Raw genomic sequence first — 19,975 nt, 5'->3', positions numbered from 1 at the left:
TCCTGTTATGAGGGCCCGGAGCTTTCGGCATCCGGGTCGGTTGATTGGGTGGGTAGTAAGTTGAAATCCGAGACTTGCTTTGCCAAATATTCGCCGATTTCCATCATGCCTTCACGCGAGACCCGGAAAGCCGGAAACTGGACAATGATGGCACCGCGAACCGCACCGCTTGTGTCGCAAAGTGCGCAGGCTACCGCTGCGGAGTCCGGAAGGCGTTCACCAACTGAAATGGCAAATCCCCGCTCTCTGAACCCGGTGATTTCTTTCATCAGCTTGCCCATGTCGGGCACGTCTTCAGGATTGGCCATCTCGGCAAGCCCCCGAATTTCGTCGTCAGTCATTGCCGCGAGGGAGGCTTTGCCAGCTGCACCCCGGAACAACGAGAATTCAGATCCAATTTGGAGCGACAGCTTTACCGCCTGATTGGATTCCAGATGCGAGACCAGAACCTGCCGACTAACCAAATTTGAAAATACCCCGACGCTTTCGTTAGTTTCACGATGGACGGTGCGGACCAGTTCATCTGTTGAAGAGATCAGATCGCTTGTGAGGAACGGTTTGGCAAATCTCAGGATTTTAGGGGAGCGGCTCCACTTTCGATCTTCTGTAAGCTGGATGAGGCCTTCTCTTTCCATCAGCTCCATAAGGCCGTTGTCCGCGGAACAGTCCCAACCCGATGCGTTCGACAGCTCGTCATCCGACATGGTCTGGCCGACATTTTCCGGTAAATGGTCGAGGATATTCAGCATCTGTTTAGCGGCAACCAGGTTGTCCCCGCGATTAATAACTTCATACTGTTTCCCATCGCCTTTTATGCCGATGTAGGCGGCGCTTTCGAGGGTCTTGAGAATCCGGAATACAATCGAGTTTTGCATGCCGAGTGCGTTCGATATCTCGGTCAGGGACATGGGCATTCGCGATTTTTCCAGTAATTGTAAAACTTGCATGGCCTTGAGCAGGGTTTTGAGTTGATACGATTCACTCGACATGAGCGGGTCTCCGGGTATTGGCTGTGTCAGGCCCTCCCCTTAGCCCGTTTTCGATACCCACTCCAAGCAAATATCGATATCAGGGAAAGTGTCAGTATCAGGAAAATTGCGCTAATTGGCCTGTCGATGAAGACCATTGGATCACCGCGTGAAATCAGCATTGAGCGGCGTAGGTGTTCTTCCAGCATCGGACCTAAGATCATACCCAAGAGAACCGGGGCCGGTTCAAAGCCGAATTTCACCATAAAGTAGCCAAGCAGCGAGAACCCGGCGACCAGCCAAACATCGAACGTAGAGCTGTTGATTGAATAGACGCCGATGCAAACAAAAACGATGATCGTTGGGAACAGGTATTTGTAGGGAATGGTGAGAAGCCGTACCCAAACGCCGATCATTGGAATGTTCAGAACAAGCAGCATGATGTTGCCAACAAAGAAGCTGGCTGCCAGGCCCCAGAACAGGGCAGGATTCTGAGGGATCATTGCCGGACCAGGCTGAATGCCGTGGATGATAAGTGTTGCCAGGATCAGCGCCATTACGACATCGCCTGGAATCCCCAAGGTCAATGTCGGAATGAATGCCGTTTGAATGGCGGCATTGTTAGAGGTCTCGGGGCCGACGAGTCCTTCAATCGCACCATTTCCAAATCTTTCAGGATTTTTGGCGAGCTTGCGTTCCGTTGCATAGCTCACGAATGTTGCAACGGCACCACCGGTACCAGGCAATGCGCCAAAGAAGGCGCCGAGCCCTCCGCCACGCGCCATCGGTTTAAAGGAATCCTTCCAATCCTGACGGGTAGGCATCAGCGAGCGGAGGGTGATATCTTTTGAATTTATCGAAGCAGAGCGCATGTGACCCGCATTCGAGATCACCTCGTGCATGCCAAACAGCCCCAGGACCACGGCCACGAGGCTAAACCCTTCAAATAGGCTCGGTACACCAAAGGAGAACCGGATGAAGCCTGAGTTTGGATCGGTGCCGACGCTACCGATCAGCAGGCCGAATACCACCATGGATAAGGCTTTGGAGGGACTTTTTGCGGACAAAAGCGACGCCGCTAACAAGCCGAGGACCATCAACGAGAAGTATTCCGGTGAACCAAACTTCAAAGCCACTTTCGCAAGCTGTGGTGCAAAAAACATAAGGATGATGAGGCCGAATATACTGCCTGCAAACGAAGCGATTGTGGTCATGAACAATGCAACGCCAGCGCGACCCGACTTTGCCATCGGATATCCCTCGAAGGCTGACACAGCAGTATTTGCGGTGCCCGGAAGGTTAAGCAGGATTGAAGCTGTGGAACCGCCGTAAGCCGCGCCATAGTAAATTCCAGCCAACATAATGAGGGCGATGGTAGGCTCGAGTTCGAAGGTCAGCGGCATCAGAAGCGCAACGGCCGCAAGTGTGCCAACTCCCGGTAATACGCCAACAAGCGTGCCAAGCGTGACTCCGACTAAACAATAGTAGAGGGCCGTCCAGGATAGGGCGACAGAAAACCCAAGAATGAGATTGTTAACGACATCCATCAGATAATCCCCCGTACAACATCAACGGGCATTCCAAGTGCGAAGTCGAAAATCAAAATGCAGCCTAAGGTAACTGCGAGCGCCAGCAGCGATGTTTCCTTTAGAGTTAGTTCCTTATCTGCCTGCGCACTAACAAAGATGCATGCGAGGATTGCCGGTGCCAATCCGGCGGTTTCGATAAGCGCTGCAAAGATGCCGACACCAGCCAAGATCATGGTCAGACTGTGCCAATCAGCACTTGGAAGCCCTGATCCGACGGATCTTCGACTGTCGAATAAAATGATGAGGGTTCCCAAGAACATTAACAGGATCCCAAGGATGGTTGGGTAGTACCCAGGTCCCATGCGCGTAGCTGACCCCAATGGATAGGTTTGAGCAACTAAAATTGTCGTTGCCCCTACACCGGCGACAATCAACCCTGATATCAAATTGGCGCGGCCAAAAACTCCAAAAACTGCCATTTCTTCCTCCCTTAGCCGTTCAGGCCAATCCGTATTCGAATAGAACGTCTGGGTTCTCCGATTTGCTTTCTGCTTTGTAGATCTGACGCAAATGTACCTCGTCAGGCCCATCAAATACTCTGAAGGCCCGTGCCCAAGCCAAGGCACCATGTATCGGCCAATCCTCGCTTCCTCCGGCGGCACCGAAACATTGCAGCGCGTGATCCGCGATCCAATGCACGGATTGGGCAACGGCAATCTTTGCGTAAGAGACGTCTTTCCAGACCGAAGAATGATCTTCCCTGTCCAGTTTCCATGCCGCCTTTTGGACCAGAAGCCGTGATTGTTCGAGTTTGACACGGGATTGGGCAATCCACCCTTGCACCGTATCGAATTCGCTGATCTGGCGTCCGAATGCAGCGCGTCCTGCGCTGCGCGCGACCATCAACTCTATCAGTGTTTCTCCAAGACCGATGGCGCGCATTGCGTGCTGAATGCGCGCGGGCCCCAAGCGGCATTGGGCGACGGAAAATCCCTCTCCCTCGGCACCGACAAGCGCGCTTTTATTCACGAGAACGTTCTCAAATGTCAGCTCGGCAATCGGGGCACAATGGTCTTCCCACCCCATAAAGCCTTGTTTTCGGACAACTGTGACCCCGTCCGCCTTCGCCGGGACGAGCAAACAGCAATGTCTCCGCGAGCCCGCACCTTCCAGAGCACCGATGACAATCAGCAGCTCGCAGTCTTGGTGTCCTGCGCCGGAAATATACCACTTGCGACCATTCAGCAGGTATCCTTGATCAACCTTAATAATCCTAAGCGAAATATTCCGCGCATCAGACGAGGCCACGTCTGGTTCGGTCATTGCAAAGGCTGAGCGGATGTCGCCGGTGAGTAGGGGGTTCAGCCATTCTTCCTTCTGTTTGGAATTGGCGGCTTCGCTGAGCATGATCATGTTGGGCAAATCGGGGGGTTGACAATTGAAGACCGCCGGGGCCCACGGCAGCCGACCCATGATTTCGGCACAAGCTGAGAATTCCAGATTATTAAGTTTTTCTGAATATGGGTTTGGCAGAACCGGATGCGCCCAAAGGCCTGCGTCGCGCGCCTCGCGCCGGAGCGACGCCATCCAATTCGGTTCGGCACCGTGAGCGCGCGCATGTTTGTTCCACTCCCGATTGCGCGGCAGAATTCGAGCTTCAAAGAACTCGTGGGTTCTGGATGCATGATCCGCTGTCTTCTGAGAGTGCTCAAACTTCATTGTTCGTTTCACCGTGCATTAATTCAAAAAGTTGGCGGAGGTGGGGAGTACACCTCCGCCAGGCAAACCGGTCAGTTGACCGTAATGCCCGCGTCGTTCACCACCTTGGTGAAGCGATTGATCGTTTCGGTCAGGAAGGCGTTGTAATCAGCGCCCGAACCGCCAGCTGGCAACAAGCCATTTTCTGCCAAACGGCCCTGAACCTCCGGATCATCCAGCGCAGCCTGGAAGGCGTCATTCAGCTTTTGCTGAATATCCTGCGGTGTACCTTTCGGTGCATAGATACCGAAGTTTGCTGAGCCGCGTGGCACGTCGTAACCGAGCTCAATCGCAGTTGGCGTGTCTGGAAGCTGAGGTGTGCGCTCATGCCAACCGTTTACGAGGATACGCAGTTCATTGTCCTTCGCCTGACGGCAGCTTGGGCTGTACCCGTCAAACAGAACCAGGATGTTGCCGGCCAGAACATCGACCAGCGCCGGGGCCGAGCCCTTGTAGCCTACATGTTCAACCTTGAAGCCTAGATTTGCTGCGAGCGCTTCTGCCCAAAGGTGCGGCATACTTCCGACACCCGGAGAGGCGTAGAGTACCGGATCGGATTCAGCCTTCGCCCATTCAACAAACTCGTCGAAGTTCTGAGCAGGGTGCGCCGGATTCACGATGACGCAGATCGGCATATCCACAAGCTTGATGATATGCTCAAAATCTGTCAGCGGATTGTATGGTGTCTCCTTACCGAGGGCGGTATTCAGGGTGAATGGTGCCGCCGCTGCACCAACCGTGTAGCCATTTGGTTCAGCTTGCTGAACGGCTTGGGTCGCGATGATCGTTGCCCCACCGGGCTTGTTTTCAACAACAACGGTTTCGCCAAGAATTCCGGACACTTTAGGCACAAGCATACGAATAGTGGTGTCGGTTCCGCCACCAGCTGCATAAGGCACAATGATGTGAATTGGTTCACTTGGCCAATCCTCAGCCACAGCCAATGTTGCGGTCACCGCCAGGCAACCGGCCAGCGATAGCATTCGAGTGGTAAATTTCATCTTCTTCCTCCTTTGATGTTGGTCTTTTTCTTTGGTAGTCACTGCATTTCTACGATGACCTTGCCGACAACACTGCGATCCTGCAGCGCCTTGACTGCGTCGGCAGTACGCTCCAGCGGAAAGGATTTGGCGATCCGCGGGGCTATTTTTCCTTCGCGATACCATTCCAGCAATTGGCTCACCGCCTTATGCATCGCATTCGGGTGTCGTTTGCAGTGTTCACCGGCGCGTATCCCGATCACCGATATCTCCTTGATCAGGATGATGTTGGCTGGAACAGTTTCGATGCCACCGGAGGTAAAGCCGACAACCAGAAGCCGTCCGCCGGGCGCAAGGCTGCGAACCGAAGCCTTGAAGGCCGCACCACCCACAGGATCAAGCACCACATCACAACCGACACCGTCGGTCAGTTCCTTGATCCGCGTGCGAATGTCTTCGGTACTATAATTGATAACCTCGTGAACGCCTTCGCGTTTCAGAAACTCGGCTTTTTCATCCGATCCGGCAGTTGCGATGACGCGCGCGCCAACCGCAAGCCCGATTTGCACCGCAGCCAGACCAACCCCGCCCGCGGCACCGTGTACCACAAGAGTTTCGCCTTTCTGCAACTGTGCCTTTTCAATCAGGGCGTTGTAGGAGGTATGATATGTAATGAAGAGTGCCGCAGCGCTGTCGTAATCCATCGCGTCCGGGATATGGAAAAGATAGTCTTCAGGGATCACAACTTCTTCGATGAAACCGGGAAACAAGGTCAGCGTTCGGGCGATGACGCGGTCGCCCGGCGCATACCCCTCGACATCCGGTCCGCATTCCAGCACCTCGCCAGAGACCTCAAGACCCGGTGAAAATGGGGGCTCCGGTTTAAATTGATATTCCCCCTTTGTCATCAGCAAATCCGGGAAATTGACCGCCGCCGCGTAGACCCGGACCCGGACCTCATTCGCGGTGGGACTCTGGGGGGCGACCTGATCCAGACGCATGTCATCCGGACCCGTGAGATCGTGCACGCGCATGGCGCGCACATAGCCGATATCTGCAATATTGTCAGACAATGCCATTGCTCCTCAACTCTTTGATTTCTTCAGCTGACTTGCCGATAGATTTCAGGATTGCATCCGTGTCCGCACCCAGACATTTTGCCGAGTGACGATGGCGTGTTGGGTGATTGCGAAAGCGTGGCACGACATTTTGAATTCGTACCTCACCGAAGTCCTCGTCTGCGACAGGCGTGATGGCTTGGCGGGCAATGATGTGAGGGTCCTCAAATATTTGATCTGCTGAATAGATGGGGGCCAGTGTGCCGCCATACTCCTCGAAACGTGCGCGCGCCTCGTCTAGGGAATGCGTGCCGAACCAGTCTTCGAAGATACCGTTCAGCTCGTCGGAATAGTCGCAACGGGCGGCGTTGGAATCAAACCGCGGATCGGTGATCAGATCTTCGCGCCCAATAGAGCGGCAGTTGCACGCAAAGAGCGTATCGGTGCTGCCCGACAGGGACACCCATTTTCCATCGCCGGTTTGATAGACCGCCGCCGGAGCCGAATACTGGCTGCGATTGCCGGACCGTTCGCGGACAACGCCGGTCTGGTCGAATTCAATCGGTAGAAATTCGACCAGCTTCAGAATCGCCTCGAGCATAGACAGGTCAATTTCCTCGCCCTTGCGGTCGGGATCGTTATTGAGCGCAAGCAGTGCGGTCAGGACGCCAACGGCGCCGAACATGCCGCCAATGGCATCGCCCAGAGGGTAACCAGAGTGCATCGGCTCTCCACTCGGTTGACCCGTGATGTAGGTCAGCCCGCCCATCGCCTCGAACAAACGCGCGAATCCGGGCCGTTTGCTATAGGGGCCGTCCTGACCGAATCCGGTGGCCCGGAGAATCACCAGGCGCGGATTGATTTCCCACAGAACGTCGCGGGTCAGCCCCCAACGCTCCAACGTGCCGGGGCGGAAGTTCTCGATCAGAACGTCGTGCTCGGCGATCAGCTGTTTCAAAATTTCAGCTCCGCGCTCTTTGCGGAGGTCCAGGGTCATAAACTTTTTGTTGCGGTTAATGACCTTCCACCAAAGGGATTTCCCATCCTTGAAAGGAGGGAAGTCCCGAGCGCCGTCCCCATTGCCGGGCAGTTCAACCTTCAAAACGTCCGCGCCGTAGTCGGCGAGCAAGGCGGCTGCAAATGGTGCAGCAATGATGGTTGCAATGTCCAGAACCTTCAGGCCGACAAGCGGAGCGTCTGGTTGATTGGGTGAAGTTGTCATCACGCACTAATTCCTCTCGTTCGTGGCTCTAACAAAACGCATTGCTCATATTTTGTCAATAATAGAAAATTTACCGATAAACGAAAAAAAACTTGTGCAATAGCAAGATCGATTGCTAAAAGCGGAAAGAAGAAGGGATCGCCGGTGCGCGCATTCCCAATGGCGAACGGAGTAAATTGTGCGTCTCGGTATTATTGGAACTGGCAATATGGGTGGCGGGATGCTCCATCGGGCACGCGATGTCGGACATCAGGTGTTAGGCTATGCGCGCAGCGAAAAGAGCAAAGAGTCACTTAGTTCAACAGGTGCTCGGGTCTACGATTCGGTCAGCGCCCTTGTGGATGAAAGCGACTCGGTCGTGACTTGCTTGCCGAATGCGGACGTGGTCGAAACGGTGTCCCGAGCGCTTTTACCGGCGTTGAGATCGGGGCAGGTTTGGGTTGACGCGACATCCTCTCGCCCTGAGACGTCAAAACGTTTGCACGCGCAATGCCGTGAAAAAGGGGTTGTTTTTGCTGATGCCAGCCTAATCGGCGGGGCCGCTCAAGCGCGCAGTGGTAAGCTCGTGTCTGTGGTCGGCTGTTTGGCTGATGAGCTGCTACGGGTGTCAAACGTCACTGATATCTATTCCAAAGCAACGATCAGGATGGGTGACGCCGGAGCAGGAAACACCGCCAAAATTCTTAACAACTTCGTTTCTCAGGGAACGTCCGCGCTGGTTATCCAGGCATTTGCAATGGCCAGGCGCGCCGGGCTTGATCAGAAGAACCTACTTGAGGCTTTCGGCAACGGCGCAGCACAGTCGGCCATCCTTGAAAAAATGGTCCCACCCACCCTGCGTGGGGAATATCACCACGGCGGCTTTTCAATTGCCAACGCCCGGAAAGATCTAAAATATGCCGAGGAACTATCCTTGGCACTGACGGGCCATGGAAGCCCAACGGCCTGTGCCGCCGCTGCATTTCTGGACACAGCAATTCAAAATGGAATGGGCGAGGCGTTTACCTCGACCCTATTGAATCCCGAAATCTACGATGCCTTGGCTGAATGAAGCGGCCTTGCCGGAGGAAATATGTCCCTTTTACTGAAATCCGTCGATGACAACGGCGTTGCAACCCTGACCTTAAATCGTTCGGAAGCCCGAAATGCGCTGTCCATGGATATGCGCTATGCACTGACGGATGCGTTCAACGCCATGTCCACAGACGATGCGGTGCACTGTGTCGTTCTCTCTGGCGGCAAAAAATTTTTTGCTGCTGGGGCGGACATTAAGGAGATGGTTGCATCCACGCCCGTCGATATCATTTTGCGCGAAATCGAACGGCATTGGCAGGTGATAGCGAAATTCCCCAAACCGTTAATCTCAGCCGTAAATGGCTATGCTTTGGGTGGCGGATTTGAACTCGCCATGCATGCTGACATCATCATCGCCGGCGAAAGCGCGCAATTCGCCTGCCCGGAAGTGCGCCTGGGCCTGATCCCCGGCGGCGGTGGTACGCAAAGATTGGTGCGCGCAGCAGGGAAAGCGCAGGCGATGCGTTACTTGTTGACGGGTGACTTTATTCCCGCTCAGCAAGCCTGTGATCTGGGAATTATTAGTGACGTGGTCCCGGATGAAAAGGTTCTGGAGTCTGCTCATACCCTTGCCCAACGCATCGCGGCCTTGCCGCCCATCGCCGTCCGACAAATAAAAGAAGTCACTCTAGCAGGGGTTGAAGCGCCCTTAGATGTCGGGCTTGCACTGGAACGCCGAGGCACGCAACTGATGTTTGCCACCGAGGATTTTCAGGAGGGTGCGAACGCCTTTCTGGAAAAACGTCCACCGGAATTTAAGGGGCGTTGAGCATGATAGCCGAAATGACCCAAGTGGTTAATCTTGCAATTGTCGGTGCCGGAACCATGGGTACGGGAATTGCTCTGAACGCTGCGCACCACGGGATCAATGTCAATCTTGTGGATATATCACAAGCAGCGTTGCAAAGGTCCAATGACCGGCTGAAGCGGATGCTTGCGCGCAGACAAACAAAAGGGATTGTCAACGCAATTGAGGCTAAGCAATGCCTCTCCCGGATTACGCTGTCCACCGATATGTCGACGCTACGATCTGCCGAGATCGTGATTGAGGCTGTCTTCGAAGACTTCGCGGTAAAATCTGCGCTCCTTCCAGAGATATCCGCGCATTGCACGCCAAGCGCCGTGATTGCTACGAATACCAGCGCGCTTCAGGTCTCTGATCTCGCGAGAACCGTAATCTCGCCTGAGCGGTTTCTTGGTATGCACTTCTTTTCACCCGCCGACACCTCTCCCGTTGTAGAGCTCATCAAAGGTGCTCAATCGGATAATCGTTCACTGCGCCGGGCGGAAACGTTTCTTCGGCAAACACATCGTGATGTTTTGCAATGCAAAGACACTCCGGGCTTTGCTATAAACAGGTTTTTTGTTCCATTTTTGAATGCTGCTGCGTTGGCAGTGGACAGAGGCTACGGGTCCTTCGAGCAGATTAACGATCTGGGTCGCGCGTTGGTCGGCAGCGCCATCGGACCATTTGAGGTCATGAACTTCATCAAGCCTGAAATTGCATTGAATGCCATGATCAACCTCTCTGTGCTCGGGCCGGACTACCAACCGGCTAATAGCCTGCGCCGTTTGGCCGAAGACAAAGGACTGTGGGAGCTTGAGACCGAGGCCAAATTTTCACCAAATCTCGATCAAGCGCTGCAAACACTTTTGCACGGTATCGTACTGCCCGTATCAGAAATACACGCTGCTCAAATTGTCGACAGAGCTGAATTGGACCGTTGCGCCAAGATTGCTCTTCAATGGAGCCGCGGGCCAAATGAATTGGTCGCCGACTTTGCAACAGAAAAAGCGGGATCAGAGCCAACACACACCTCAGCGCACCTATAATCTCAGGAAAGATTCAAGACATGGAACGTGGAAACCGAACGGTAGCAATTCTGTCAGGTGCACGCACTCCCATCGGAGGTTTCGGTGGCAGCTTGAGTGCCGTTGCCCCCTCTGAACTCGCGAGCATTGCATCCAAACGGGCGATTTTCGAATCAGGATGCACCGCCTCTGATATCGAGCATTCGGTATTCGGAAACGTGATACATACCGAACCCAAGGATATGTACCTGTCGCGGGTTGCTGCAATGGGGGCGGGTGTTCCTGCGACCTCGCCGGCGCTCACGCTGAATCGGTTATGTGGCTCCGGGATGCAGGCCATTATTTCAGCCGCTCAATCCATCATGCTTGGCGATTGTGACGTGGCTCTTGCGGGCGGAGCAGAATCCATGTCCCGAGCACCTCACGCCACGTTCGCGGTGCGCAACGGCGTCAAAATGGGCGACATGTCGGTGACGGATATGCTGATCGGGTCTTTGACCGATCCATTTGGCAATGGTCATATGGGCGTCACGGCAGAAAATGTCGCTGCGCAATGGGGCATCAGCAAAGAAGAACAGGACGCTTTTGCAGTGGAAAGCCATCGCCGCGCTGCGGCGGCCTGGGAGGCGGGTCGGTTTGACAGTCAAATTGTACCGGTTTCGGTCAAGGCGCGTTGGGAAACCGTTGAAGTCACAAAAGACGAGCATTTTCGTGCAGATATGACCCAAGACGACCTTGGTAGACTGCGGGCTGTTTTCCAAAAGGACGGCAGTGTTACCGCGGGCAACGCGTCGGGCATCAATGATGGGGCGGCCGCACTGGTTCTGATGGGGACAGCGCAGGCAGAGGCTCGTGGGCTGAAACCCATGGCACAGATCATTGGCTACGCCCACTCCGGCGTAGATCCCGAAATTATGGGCGTCGGCCCAATCACCGCAGTGGAAAAACTCCTGCAAAAAACCGGCCTCAACATTGATGACTTCGATGTTGTTGAATCAAACGAGGCATTTGCCAGCCAGGCTCTTGCAGTGAGCCTGTCGCTAAAACTCGACTCAGAAAAAGTAAATCCAAACGGCGGCGCAATCGCCCTTGGTCACCCGATTGGCGCAACAGGCGCGATCATCGTTGTAAAACTGGTCCACGAGTTGACACGGCGAGGCGGCGGGCTGGGACTTGCCACCATGTGTATTGGCGGCGGGCAAGGCATCGCGTTGGCGCTGAAAGTGGATGGCTGACTGCGGGTTAATCCGTATTGAAAAGAGGAAATCGTTGTGAAAACACGCATCACAGAACTACTTGGCATTCAACACCCGATCATTCAGGGCGGCATGCATTATGTTGGGTTCGCTGAACTCGCGTCAGCTGTATCAAACGCTGGCGGCATGGGCACTATCACGGGTTTGACCCAACGCTCACCTGCCGATCTGGCGAATGAGATTGCGAAGTGCAAGGATCTGACGGACAAACCCTTCGCCGTGAACCTGACTTTCCTGCCCATTGTCAATCAGCCGGACTATCCTGGCTACATTCAGGCGATCATCGATGGTGGCGTGAAAATCGTGGAAACAGCTGGAAACAATCCGCAGAAATGGCTGCCACGGCTAAAGGACAACGGGATAAAAGTCGTTCACAAATGCACCACGGTCCGGCATGCGCTCAAGGCACAGAGCATTGGAGTGGATGCGTTATCGATTGACGGCTTCGAATGCGGCGGGCATCCGGGCGAAGATGACATTCCCAATATGATCCTGTTGCCGCGTTCGGCTGACGAGCTTGAGATTCCCTTTGTCGCTTCCGGCGGAATGGCCGACGCGCGTTCACTGGTCGGCGCGCTCGCAATGGGGGCCGAGGGTATCAATATGGGCACACGGTTTGTGGCCACAAAGGATGCCCCGGTGCATGAGAATGTTAAGCAGGCCATCCTTGCGGCCAGCGAGTTGGATACCCGATTGGTCATGCGCCCACTGCGCAACACCGAGCGGGTGCTGACCAATGCTGCGGTGGAGCGCATTGTCGAGAAAGAGGCCGAGTTGGGCCAAGACATCAAATTCGGAGACATCGCTAACGAAGTCGCGGGGGTCTACCCCAAAGTGATGATTGACGGGCAGATGGACGCGGGTGCCTGGTCCTGCGGCATGGTGGCCGGACTTGTCTATGACATTCCGACAGTTAAAGAGCTTGTTGACCGGATCGTGAGGGAAGCGGGCGCACTGATAAAGGATCGTCTCGTGTCGATTGCCGCCGAGTAGCCGGTGATCGAAGCATCCAACTTTCTGAGGGCGCTGTGCCCTCGGGTTTTATGAGTTTGGATGGTCGATGGCGGAGTAAACCCGATTTTGCACCTAGCGGCCCGAAATAATCCCTCACATAAGCGCGGATCAAAAAAATGAACGAGATACTGGTCGAGCGCGAGCCGACCCACTACACGGCGGCCGAAATAGGAGCGCTGGCCCACCTTTACCGGGGCGAAGTCTATCGAAGCACCATCTGGCGGACGCGTCTAGACAACACCACAAACTGGTCGGTGGTTTCCCTTGGCGCTGCGATGTCGATCTCCTTTTCTTCAGCACAGGCTTCAGAGCTGCCATTGCTGATTGTCGGGGTGCTGGTCTGGCTGTTCATGTCGCTCGAGGCTCGTAGATACAGGTATTTCAATGTTTGGAGAGCCCGCGCACGCTGGATGGAAAGGCACTTCTATGCGCCGATGCTCCGGAGGGACGGCTACGACTTTGGCGCTTGGCAGGAAACACTTGCAGATGACTATTTACGGCCAGATTATCATGTCGGATATCTAACAGCGATGGGTCGGCGCATCCGTAGAAACTACCTATGGATTCTGCTGATCCAGACCGCGGCATACATTGGAAAATTACTCATTCATCCGCAGCCTGTTCGAGACCTGGTGGAATTCACTTCTCGAGCGGATATTGGGCCGATCCCGGGCGAGGTGATCCTTGCATTGGGTGTTCTGTACATCTCATTTTTTCTAACGCTATCGTGCTTCATAACCCGTCGCGATGCAGTCAACGTACGGCGTCGAGGCGGCGGTGTTGGGATGGGTTAACTCTTATTCGCAGTTTAGTATCCACGCATTGGAGGAAACCCTCCGACTTCCAGTCGGATCTGCTTCAGCGCGAAGGTTCGTGTTATGACCTTACCCTCTGGAAAATGAGCCGGAGCCGGTCGGGAGGCTCATTTTCCAGAGGGTAAGGTCATGCAATATGACGCTGGCAAACACTGCGTCTTCTATCATCGTTACCACATCGTCTGGTCGACGAAGTACCGCTATAAGGTTCTGACCGGCCGGGTGCGCCTGCGGGTGCGAGACATCATTCGTCAGGTTTGTCGCGAGAACGAGGTCGACATCCTGCGCGGGGTGCTGTCATCCGACCATGTCCACATGTTCGTATCGGTGCCGCCGAAAATCGCCATTTCCGATCTGGTGCGCAGGATGAAGGGCCGTTCGTCTCACAAGGTGCAACGGGAGTTTCCTGCGTTGCGCAGGCGCTATTGGGGCCGCCGGTTCTGGGGCAGGGGGTATTTCTCAACCACCAACGGGGCAATCACCGAAGACATCGTCCTCCAATATCTGGAAAATCATATAGCTGATCCTACCGACGCCAGTCGGTAGTGGTTCAGTATCCACGCTTTGGAGCAAACCCTCCGAGTTTCAATCGGATCAGCGTCTGCACGAAAACTCATGCAGTATGATACCGGCAAACACTGCGTCGTCTATCACCGTAACCACATCGCCGACGGTAGTCGTATCGGCCATATTGCCGGGTCAGCTCGATCATATCGGCCGCCAACAGGTCTTCATCAGGACGACCGACAGGCACTTTGCGCTGAGTGGATCGGTGCTGCCTCAGTACGCGGCAAGCCCGGCGTTCTGAGACATTCAACTCTGCACGAACACGATCAATACAGGCGCGGCGGCGAGTAGGGCTCAGAAGTAATGTGATGGTCCGCCCAATCCGGAGAGCGACCAAACAGGTCATCCTCTCCATGAACCAAACTGGGAGGAAAGGACCATGTCAGAGTTTGCAGTTGTTGGAGTCGATCTCGGCAAGAACGTACTTCACGTTGTCGCCATGGATGTCGGTGGAAACATCGTTAAGCGGCGCAAGTACACAAGGCCTCAACTCTTCGCTTTGTTTCGATCCCTGCCACCGTGCCTGGTGGGCATGGAAGCCTGTGCGAGCGCCCACTATATCGGTCGCACGTTGACAGAAATGGGCCATGAAGCTCGTCTAATGCCGGCGCAGTATGTGAAGCCGTATCTCAGAACCCAGAAAAACAACTTCCTCGACGCAGAAGCAATCTGTGAGGCTGTCCAACGCCCGACAATGCGGTTTGTTCCGATCAAGACACGAGAGCAACTGGAATTGCAGGCTGTAGATCGTATGAGGGATCGTCTCGTCGGCCGTCGCACTGCTGTCAGCAACCAAATCCGGGGCCTGTTGGTTGAACACGGGATCACCATGCGCCAAGGGCGCGGCGGGTTGCGGGGTGTGGTTCAGGAACTTTTAGCTCAAGAGAACACGGCGCTATCGCAAGCCATGCGCACTCTGATCTCAGGTCTTTGGGCGGAATGGCAGTCAACAGATGCAGCCGTTCGTAATCTCACACAAGAGTTAGAACATCTCGCCAAGAAAGATCCGGCATGCCAACGCCTTATGACCGTTCCAGGAGGCAGGCCACTAGTTGCCACAGCTATGATTGCGGCTGTCGCAGACGGGTCAGCTTTCAGAAGAGGGCGGGACTTCGCAGCTTGGCTCGGGTTGGTGCCCCGGCAGATGTCGGCGGGCGGCAAAACCAGATTGGGCAGCATTATCAAATGCGGAAACACTTACCTGCGTCGAATGTTCATTCATGGAGCGCGGAGCTTCAAACTGAATGGGAACCGTTCGGCACATCGGATCGGAGACTGGCTCGATGAGCTCGAACAATGAGCACATAAGAATGTTGCCACCGTAGCGCTAGCAAACAAACTGGCGAGAATTGCCTGGTCAGTTCTGGCCAATGAAAAAGAATACAGATCGCTTCCGGCCTAACCGTACGCCTGAGGCTCAAGAATGATGTGCGATGTGAGAGGAGATGGCGCTGCAACAATCCGCAACCCATAGATGCTGAAGAGGGAAACTGGCCAGTTTTGGCCGAGCTAGTATCAAGCAATATGCGGCAGCGGATACCCACCGAGGCCCGGAGCTGAGCGCTCCACATGGAGGCCGGATACATTGACGCAACAGTTCAGCGCATCGAAATCTGAGATTGCATATCACGGGCGGACCATACATTTCCCTTTGCGGCGTCCGCCAATATCAGCTTGTCCAGCGTCAGATCAGAAACGGCCTTGCGCAATCGCTCATTCTCTTTCTGCAGACGCTTCAGTTCCTTCAATTGGTCCGTGCACACACTACCGTACCTTTTCTTCCAACGATAGAACGTCTGTTCAGTCACGCCAATCTGTCGGATTGCATCCCGGCGCGGCATCCCTTGCCCCGTCAGAACCTCAACCTGCCGTAACTTCGTGACAATCTCTTCCGGCTTCGGTCGCTTGTTTGCCATGTGTTTCCTCCGTTCTCCTAAACATAGCGGAGGACCACTGCAGTGGGAGAGGGTCAAGGTCTCGTATAATCATATGGATTCACGATGTGAATCCTACGCAGAAAGAGTTCTGCAACAACGCCCTTGCATTCCCAAAACCTACCAGACGAGAGATCAGGGTATGTCCATTCCATCAAAGCCGATTTGAGTGCGGATCAAGGCTAAAGACCGTCGGTTCGGGTTGCAACGAACAAAGGCTTGCAATAGTGACATATTAATATATTACTATATGACAAGGAGAGTAATCCATGCTGAAAATTTCTGAAAGTGAGACCAAATGCCAACGATCAGCTACTTAACAAGGATCGAGTTCGACTATGGAGCGGTATCGAAAGTTGCTGATCTCGCAAAAGAAATCGGCATGAAGTCGCCCTTTATTGTCACGGACAGAGCATTGGTCGAACTGGGCATGCACCGCAAAGTCACTGATCAATTCGGCGAAGATCTCGCGGTGTTTGAAGAAACACCCTCAAACCCCACCGAGGCGTCTATTCTTGCAGCGACAGCTGAATACAAACGCGCTGGCTGCGACGGAATCATTGCGATCGGAGGCGGCTCTCCTCTCGATTTGGCCAAGGGCGTTCGTCTGCTGACGGGTCACGAGCTGCCACTAGCACAATACGCTGCAGTAGAGGGAGGAGTTGCCAAGATTCATGGCAACATCTGCCCGATGATCGCAATACCAACAACCTCCGGCACCGGTTCCGAAGTCGGCCGCGCCTCGGTCGTGATCATGGAAGACGGGCGCAAGCTTGGCGTTCTCAGCCCTCATCTGCTGCCATCGATTGCGGTGTGTGACCCCGAACTGACACTGGGCCTTCCGCCGATATTGACCGCCGCCACCGGCATGGACGCGCTGTCGCACTGCCTGGAAACCTACATGGGCGTGGCAAATAACGCGCCAGCGGATGCCATCGCCATTGACGGCCTGATGAAATGCGTTGGCGCGTTGGAAACAGCGGTTAAGGACGGTTCAGACCGTCAGGCTCGCTGGGACATGATGATGGCCGCGCTCGAAGGTGCAATGGCGTTCCAAAAGGGGCTGGGTGCCGTGCATTCGCTGTCGCACCCACTGGGAGCAATCAAGGAGCTGAACCTGCACCACGGAACGCTCAATGCCATCTTGATGCCTGCAGTTCTGCGGTTCAACAAACCAGTAATCGGCGAAAAGTGGAACACTTTTGCCCAGGTGTTCGCGCGCGACGATGTGGATCAGGCTGTGGAGGAGTTGAGCCAGGCGATCGGCCTACCGTCGCGGTTGCGCTATTTGGGCGTTACTGAAGCGATGCTTCCCGGCGTGGCGGAAAGCGCGATGAAAGATCATTGCCACCTGACCAATCCCCGGACCGCCTCCGCAGAAGAATACCTGGAAATCCTGAAGGAGGCATGGTGAACCGATGGTGGAATCTGCAAAACTCATCAAACTCCACGCTTCCGACAATGTGGTGATTGTGCCCAACGGCGCTGAAGCAGGCGAGGGTTTGTCTGAAGGGATTGTCGCGCAAAGCGACATTCCGGCAGGTCACAAAGTTGCGGTTTTCGAGATTCCCTCGGGAGGGGCAGTTCTCAAGTACAATCAGGCTATCGGTCTTGCCACTCAGGCCATCTCTCCCGGTGCGCATGTGCATGATCATAACGTGACTCTTGATGGGCTTGCCTCCCCTGTAGAGGGCGGCGTTAAGAGCCGGGTCTTTGTTGAGCCGCTGACGCAGTTCAAACAAGCGACCTTCTTGGGATATGACCGCAATAATGGCCGCTACGGGACACGTAACTATATCGGCATCGTGACCAGCGTGAACTGCTCGGCCACAGCGGCGGATTACGTGGCCAAGCATTTCACCAAGGAGGTACTAGCCAATTTCCCGAATGTGGATGGAGTTGTGGCCTTCACCCATGGCTCGGGCTGCGGAATGGCGCGGCACGGCTATGGGTTCGACAACCTGACGCGCGTTCTCAGCGGCTATCTTCAACATCCGAACTTCGGCGGCGTACTGATGTTCGGACTCGGCTGCGAGGCGAACCAGATTGGATTGATGTTCGAAAACACCAATATTGAGGAAGGTCCGCTGTTACGTGCCATGACATTGCAGGATGAGGGCGGTACCATAGCTACCGTCAATCGCGGCATCGAAATGATCAACGAGATGCTACCGGTCGTCAACAGCGTCGAGCGCGAGCCAATTGATGCAAAGCACCTGACGCTGGCGCTGCAATGTGGCGGGTCGGATGCCTATTCCGGGATAACTGCGAACCCGGCGCTGGGTGTCGCCTCGGACATTCTGGTGCAGCATGGTGGCAGCGTCATTCTAGCGGAAACGCCTGAGATTGTGGGTGCGGAAAACCTTCTGATCGAACGCGCGACCAATCAAGGTGTTGTGGACAAGCTGGTGGACCGCATCAAGTGGTGGCAGCACTACACAGCCATTAACGATGCCGAATTTAACAACAACCCGTCTCCCGGTAACAAGGCTGGTGGTCTGAGCACCATTTTCGAAAAGTCGCTGGGCGCGGTAGCTAAGAGCGGCTCGTCTCCGCTGGTTGATGTGCTGCTATATGGTGAGCGACTGCGCGAACGGGGCCTGAACTTTATGGACTCGCCCGGTTTCGACCCGGTTTCGATCACGGGCGAAGTGGCCTCGGGCGCCAATCTGGTGGCTTTCACCACTGGGCGTGGCTCGTGTTACGGCTGCAAGCCGGTTCCGTCGGTTAAACTGGCCACCAATAGCACGATGTACGCGCGGATGGAGCCGGATATGGATGTCAATTGCGGCCGGGTCGTCGATCAAGAACTGAGCGTCAACGAGCTGGGCCAGCAGATTTTCGACCAGCTTCTGCGCATTGCTTCGGGCGAGCCGACGAAAAGCGAGGCGCTTGGTGTGGGCGACAACGAGTTCGTGCCCTGGCAAATCGGCGCGATCATGTAAGGACCGGATAAAATGAGCGACAATCAACGGGTATTCGGCTCAACAGCCGATGGCCGTGAGGTGGTGGAGTGCGCCATCCGCGGTGGGAATATCACAGCCAGCATACTGACCTGGGGCGCGGTGGTACGCGACGTGCGGCTTGGCGGCGATCAAGGCCGACCGGTGACGCTAGGGTTGAATTCGATCGGGGATTATGAGGCCCATTCGCCCTACTTGGGCGCAATCGTCGGCCGTTCGGCGAACCGCATCAACAAAGGGCAAATGACCTTTCAGGGCAAGGCGCTGCAGCTGGCACAAAACCGTGACGGGCACCACGCCCATGGCGGCTTCGAAGGCTTTTCGCGCCGGATCTGGACCATTGCCGAGCACGACGAGAACAGGTTGAAGCTTGAGCTGTTCTCGCCCGACGGCGACGAGGGCTATCCGGGCAATGTGACCGCAACCTGCGAATACAGCCTCAGCGAGGACGGGGTATTCTCGATTCGGCTAGGGGCGGTAACCGACGCGCCGACGTTGATCAACATGGCCAATCACTGCTATTTCAACCTCGATCAGGCAGACACTGTACTGGATCATGAGTTCGAGGTCGCGTCCGAAGCCTATACGGTTCTTGGCGACGGCCTGATCCCGACCGGTGAAATCCGGTCGATCGCCGACAGCGAGTTTGATTTTCGCAGCAAGCGCCCGATCCGCTTTGAGCGGGATGGGAAACACATCCACTACAACCTTAATTTCGTGATCGATACCGCGCGCCGCGACACGGTAAAGCGTGTCGGTTGTCTGACCGGACCGGCCACTGACACCGAGATGGAGATCTGGTCGACCGAGCCCGGCTTACAGTTCTTTGACGGCATCAACCTCGCGCTACCGGTGCTCGGGTTGGACGGGCGCCTATACCAGTCATTTGCTGCGGTGGCGCTGGAGCCCCAGTGCTTCCCGGACGCCCCGAACCACGACGATTTCCCCGACACCACCCTGTTGCCGGATCAGGAGTACCTGCAGATCACCGAATACCGGTTCAAGTGGTGATCCAACCGAATTCA

At 55.1% G+C, this 19,975-nt stretch carries 18 protein-coding genes and 2 pseudogenes; 11 read left to right on the top strand and 9 right to left on the bottom strand.

Annotation, left to right across the window (positions count from 1 at the left end; genetic code table 11):
- Positions 1–5: 5 nt before the first annotated feature.
- From AB1E33_RS21155 to AB1E33_RS21125, 7 genes are all read right to left on the bottom strand, one after another.
- On the bottom strand, positions 6–989 hold the full coding sequence (locus AB1E33_RS21155; RefSeq protein ID WP_372579233.1) for an IclR family transcriptional regulator: 984 nt from the start codon (positions 987–989) through the stop codon (positions 6–8).
- Positions 990–1,015: 26 nt separating this feature from the next.
- On the bottom strand, positions 1,016–2,515 hold the full coding sequence (locus AB1E33_RS21150) for a tripartite tricarboxylate transporter permease (RefSeq protein WP_372579232.1): 1,500 nt from the start codon (positions 2,513–2,515) through the stop codon (positions 1,016–1,018).
- The gene (locus AB1E33_RS21145) at positions 2,515–2,976 is read right to left on the bottom strand and encodes a tripartite tricarboxylate transporter TctB family protein (RefSeq protein WP_372579231.1); all 462 of its coding nucleotides are present in this window, start codon (positions 2,974–2,976) and stop codon (positions 2,515–2,517) included. The genes AB1E33_RS21150 and AB1E33_RS21145 overlap by 1 nt, the downstream gene beginning before the upstream one ends.
- Positions 2,977–2,995: 19 nt before the next feature.
- Positions 2,996–4,084, bottom strand: coding sequence for an acyl-CoA dehydrogenase family protein (locus AB1E33_RS21140; protein ID WP_372579230.1), 1,089 nt, complete (start codon positions 4,082–4,084; stop codon positions 2,996–2,998).
- A gap of 203 nt (positions 4,085–4,287) precedes the next feature.
- On the bottom strand, positions 4,288–5,256 hold the full coding sequence (locus tag AB1E33_RS21135; RefSeq protein WP_372579229.1) for a Bug family tripartite tricarboxylate transporter substrate binding protein: 969 nt from the start codon (positions 5,254–5,256) through the stop codon (positions 4,288–4,290).
- A 38-nt stretch (positions 5,257–5,294) separates the two neighbouring features.
- Positions 5,295–6,308, bottom strand: a complete 1,014-nt coding sequence (locus tag AB1E33_RS21130) for an NADPH:quinone oxidoreductase family protein (RefSeq protein WP_372579228.1) — start codon at positions 6,306–6,308, stop codon at positions 5,295–5,297.
- Positions 6,301–7,515: a CaiB/BaiF CoA transferase family protein gene (locus AB1E33_RS21125; RefSeq protein WP_372579227.1), complete on the bottom strand. Its 1,215-nt coding sequence runs from the start codon at positions 7,513–7,515 to the stop codon at positions 6,301–6,303. Before AB1E33_RS21125 ends, AB1E33_RS21130 begins: the two co-directional genes overlap by 8 nt.
- 178 nt (positions 7,516–7,693) lie before the next feature.
- Here AB1E33_RS21125 and AB1E33_RS21120 point away from each other — a divergent pair, with 178 nt between their 5' ends.
- The 7 genes from AB1E33_RS21120 (at position 7,694) to tnpA (ending at position 14,032) form a co-directional block, all read left to right on the top strand.
- Positions 7,694–8,566 carry an NAD(P)-dependent oxidoreductase gene (locus AB1E33_RS21120; RefSeq protein WP_372579226.1) on the top strand — a complete coding sequence of 291 codons (873 nt, stop codon included), beginning with the start codon at positions 7,694–7,696 and terminating at the stop codon, positions 8,564–8,566.
- A gap of 21 nt (positions 8,567–8,587) precedes the next feature.
- The gene (locus AB1E33_RS21115) at positions 8,588–9,358 is read left to right on the top strand and encodes an enoyl-CoA hydratase-related protein (protein WP_372579225.1); all 771 of its coding nucleotides are present in this window, start codon (positions 8,588–8,590) and stop codon (positions 9,356–9,358) included.
- A gap of 14 nt (positions 9,359–9,372) precedes the next feature.
- Positions 9,373–10,422 (top strand): 3-hydroxyacyl-CoA dehydrogenase family protein, encoded by a 1,050-nt coding sequence (locus tag AB1E33_RS21110; protein WP_372579224.1) that lies wholly within the window; start codon positions 9,373–9,375, stop codon positions 10,420–10,422.
- A gap of 20 nt (positions 10,423–10,442) precedes the next feature.
- The gene (bktB, locus tag AB1E33_RS21105) at positions 10,443–11,636 is read left to right on the top strand and encodes a beta-ketothiolase BktB (protein ID WP_372579223.1); all 1,194 of its coding nucleotides are present in this window, start codon (positions 10,443–10,445) and stop codon (positions 11,634–11,636) included.
- A gap of 36 nt (positions 11,637–11,672) precedes the next feature.
- The gene (locus AB1E33_RS21100; protein WP_372579222.1) at positions 11,673–12,650 is read left to right on the top strand and encodes an NAD(P)H-dependent flavin oxidoreductase; all 978 of its coding nucleotides are present in this window, start codon (positions 11,673–11,675) and stop codon (positions 12,648–12,650) included.
- Between the two features lie 137 nt (positions 12,651–12,787).
- Positions 12,788–13,465 (top strand): DUF2270 domain-containing protein, encoded by a 678-nt coding sequence (locus AB1E33_RS21095; protein WP_372579221.1) that lies wholly within the window; start codon positions 12,788–12,790, stop codon positions 13,463–13,465.
- Positions 13,466–13,615: 150 nt separating this feature from the next.
- Positions 13,616–14,032, top strand: coding sequence for an IS200/IS605 family transposase (gene tnpA / locus AB1E33_RS21090; RefSeq protein WP_372579220.1), 417 nt, complete (start codon positions 13,616–13,618; stop codon positions 14,030–14,032).
- Between the two features lie 121 nt (positions 14,033–14,153).
- Here the strand turns inward: tnpA and AB1E33_RS21085 are convergent.
- A pseudogene (locus AB1E33_RS21085) lies at positions 14,154–14,354 on the bottom strand (IS3 family transposase); the annotation flags it as partial.
- Between the two features lie 78 nt (positions 14,355–14,432).
- On the opposite strand from AB1E33_RS21085, the gene AB1E33_RS21080 reads away from it, so the two are divergent.
- On the top strand, positions 14,433–15,353 hold the full coding sequence (locus tag AB1E33_RS21080) for an IS110 family RNA-guided transposase (protein WP_372579219.1): 921 nt from the start codon (positions 14,433–14,435) through the stop codon (positions 15,351–15,353).
- 334 nt (positions 15,354–15,687) lie between these two features.
- Here the strand turns inward: AB1E33_RS21080 and AB1E33_RS21075 are convergent.
- A pseudogene (locus AB1E33_RS21075) lies at positions 15,688–15,969 on the bottom strand (transposase); the annotation flags it as partial.
- A 316-nt stretch (positions 15,970–16,285) separates the two neighbouring features.
- Here AB1E33_RS21075 and gbd point away from each other — a divergent pair.
- The 3 genes from gbd to AB1E33_RS21060 are packed head-to-tail and all read left to right on the top strand — an operon-like array spanning position 16,286 to position 19,961.
- Positions 16,286–17,401 (top strand): 4-hydroxybutyrate dehydrogenase, encoded by a 1,116-nt coding sequence (gbd, locus tag AB1E33_RS21070; RefSeq protein WP_372579218.1) that lies wholly within the window; start codon positions 16,286–16,288, stop codon positions 17,399–17,401.
- Positions 17,402–17,405: 4 nt separating this feature from the next.
- Positions 17,406–18,932 (top strand): D-arabinonate dehydratase, encoded by a 1,527-nt coding sequence (locus AB1E33_RS21065; RefSeq protein WP_372579217.1) that lies wholly within the window; start codon positions 17,406–17,408, stop codon positions 18,930–18,932.
- Between the two features lie 12 nt (positions 18,933–18,944).
- Positions 18,945–19,961 carry an aldose epimerase family protein gene (locus AB1E33_RS21060; protein WP_372579216.1) on the top strand — a complete coding sequence of 339 codons (1,017 nt, stop codon included), beginning with the start codon at positions 18,945–18,947 and terminating at the stop codon, positions 19,959–19,961.
- Positions 19,962–19,975: the final 14 nt, after the last annotated feature.

It is taken from the genome of Ruegeria hyattellae, assembly GCF_041537925.1.
Taxonomy (GTDB): Bacteria; Pseudomonadota; Alphaproteobacteria; order Rhodobacterales; family Rhodobacteraceae; genus Ruegeria_C.
This window is presented reverse-complemented; position numbering and strand designations above follow the sequence as displayed.

What these genes read in the sequence shown, in the direction of transcription:
- AB1E33_RS21155 (WP_372579233.1), bottom strand. Translation starts at nt 989, where the DNA reads ATGTCGAGTGAATCGTATCAACTCAAAACCCTGCTCAAGGCCATGCAA.
- AB1E33_RS21150 (WP_372579232.1), bottom strand. Translation starts at nt 2,515, where the DNA reads ATGGATGTCGTTAACAATCTCATTCTTGGGTTTTCTGTCGCCCTATCC.
- AB1E33_RS21145 (WP_372579231.1), bottom strand. Translation starts at nt 2,976, where the DNA reads ATGGCAGTTTTTGGAGTTTTTGGCCGCGCCAATTTGATATCAGGGTTG.
- AB1E33_RS21140 (WP_372579230.1), bottom strand. Translation starts at nt 4,084, where the DNA reads ATGGCGTCGCTCCGGCGCGAGGCGCGCGACGCAGGCCTTTGGGCGCAT.
- AB1E33_RS21135 (WP_372579229.1), bottom strand. Translation starts at nt 5,256, where the DNA reads ATGAAATTTACCACTCGAATGCTATCGCTGGCCGGTTGCCTGGCGGTG.
- AB1E33_RS21125 (WP_372579227.1), bottom strand. Translation starts at nt 7,515, where the DNA reads ATGACAACTTCACCCAATCAACCAGACGCTCCGCTTGTCGGCCTGAAG.
- AB1E33_RS21115 (WP_372579225.1), top strand. Translation starts at nt 8,588, where the DNA reads ATGTCCCTTTTACTGAAATCCGTCGATGACAACGGCGTTGCAACCCTG.
- AB1E33_RS21110 (WP_372579224.1), top strand. Translation starts at nt 9,373, where the DNA reads ATGACCCAAGTGGTTAATCTTGCAATTGTCGGTGCCGGAACCATGGGT.
- bktB (WP_372579223.1), top strand. Translation starts at nt 10,443, where the DNA reads ATGGAACGTGGAAACCGAACGGTAGCAATTCTGTCAGGTGCACGCACT.
- AB1E33_RS21095 (WP_372579221.1), top strand. Translation starts at nt 12,788, where the DNA reads ATGAACGAGATACTGGTCGAGCGCGAGCCGACCCACTACACGGCGGCC.
- tnpA (WP_372579220.1), top strand. Translation starts at nt 13,616, where the DNA reads ATGCAATATGACGCTGGCAAACACTGCGTCTTCTATCATCGTTACCAC.
- AB1E33_RS21080 (WP_372579219.1), top strand. Translation starts at nt 14,433, where the DNA reads ATGTCAGAGTTTGCAGTTGTTGGAGTCGATCTCGGCAAGAACGTACTT.
- gbd (WP_372579218.1), top strand. Translation starts at nt 16,286, where the DNA reads ATGCCAACGATCAGCTACTTAACAAGGATCGAGTTCGACTATGGAGCG.
- AB1E33_RS21065 (WP_372579217.1), top strand. Translation starts at nt 17,406, where the DNA reads ATGGTGGAATCTGCAAAACTCATCAAACTCCACGCTTCCGACAATGTG.
- AB1E33_RS21060 (WP_372579216.1), top strand. Translation starts at nt 18,945, where the DNA reads ATGAGCGACAATCAACGGGTATTCGGCTCAACAGCCGATGGCCGTGAG.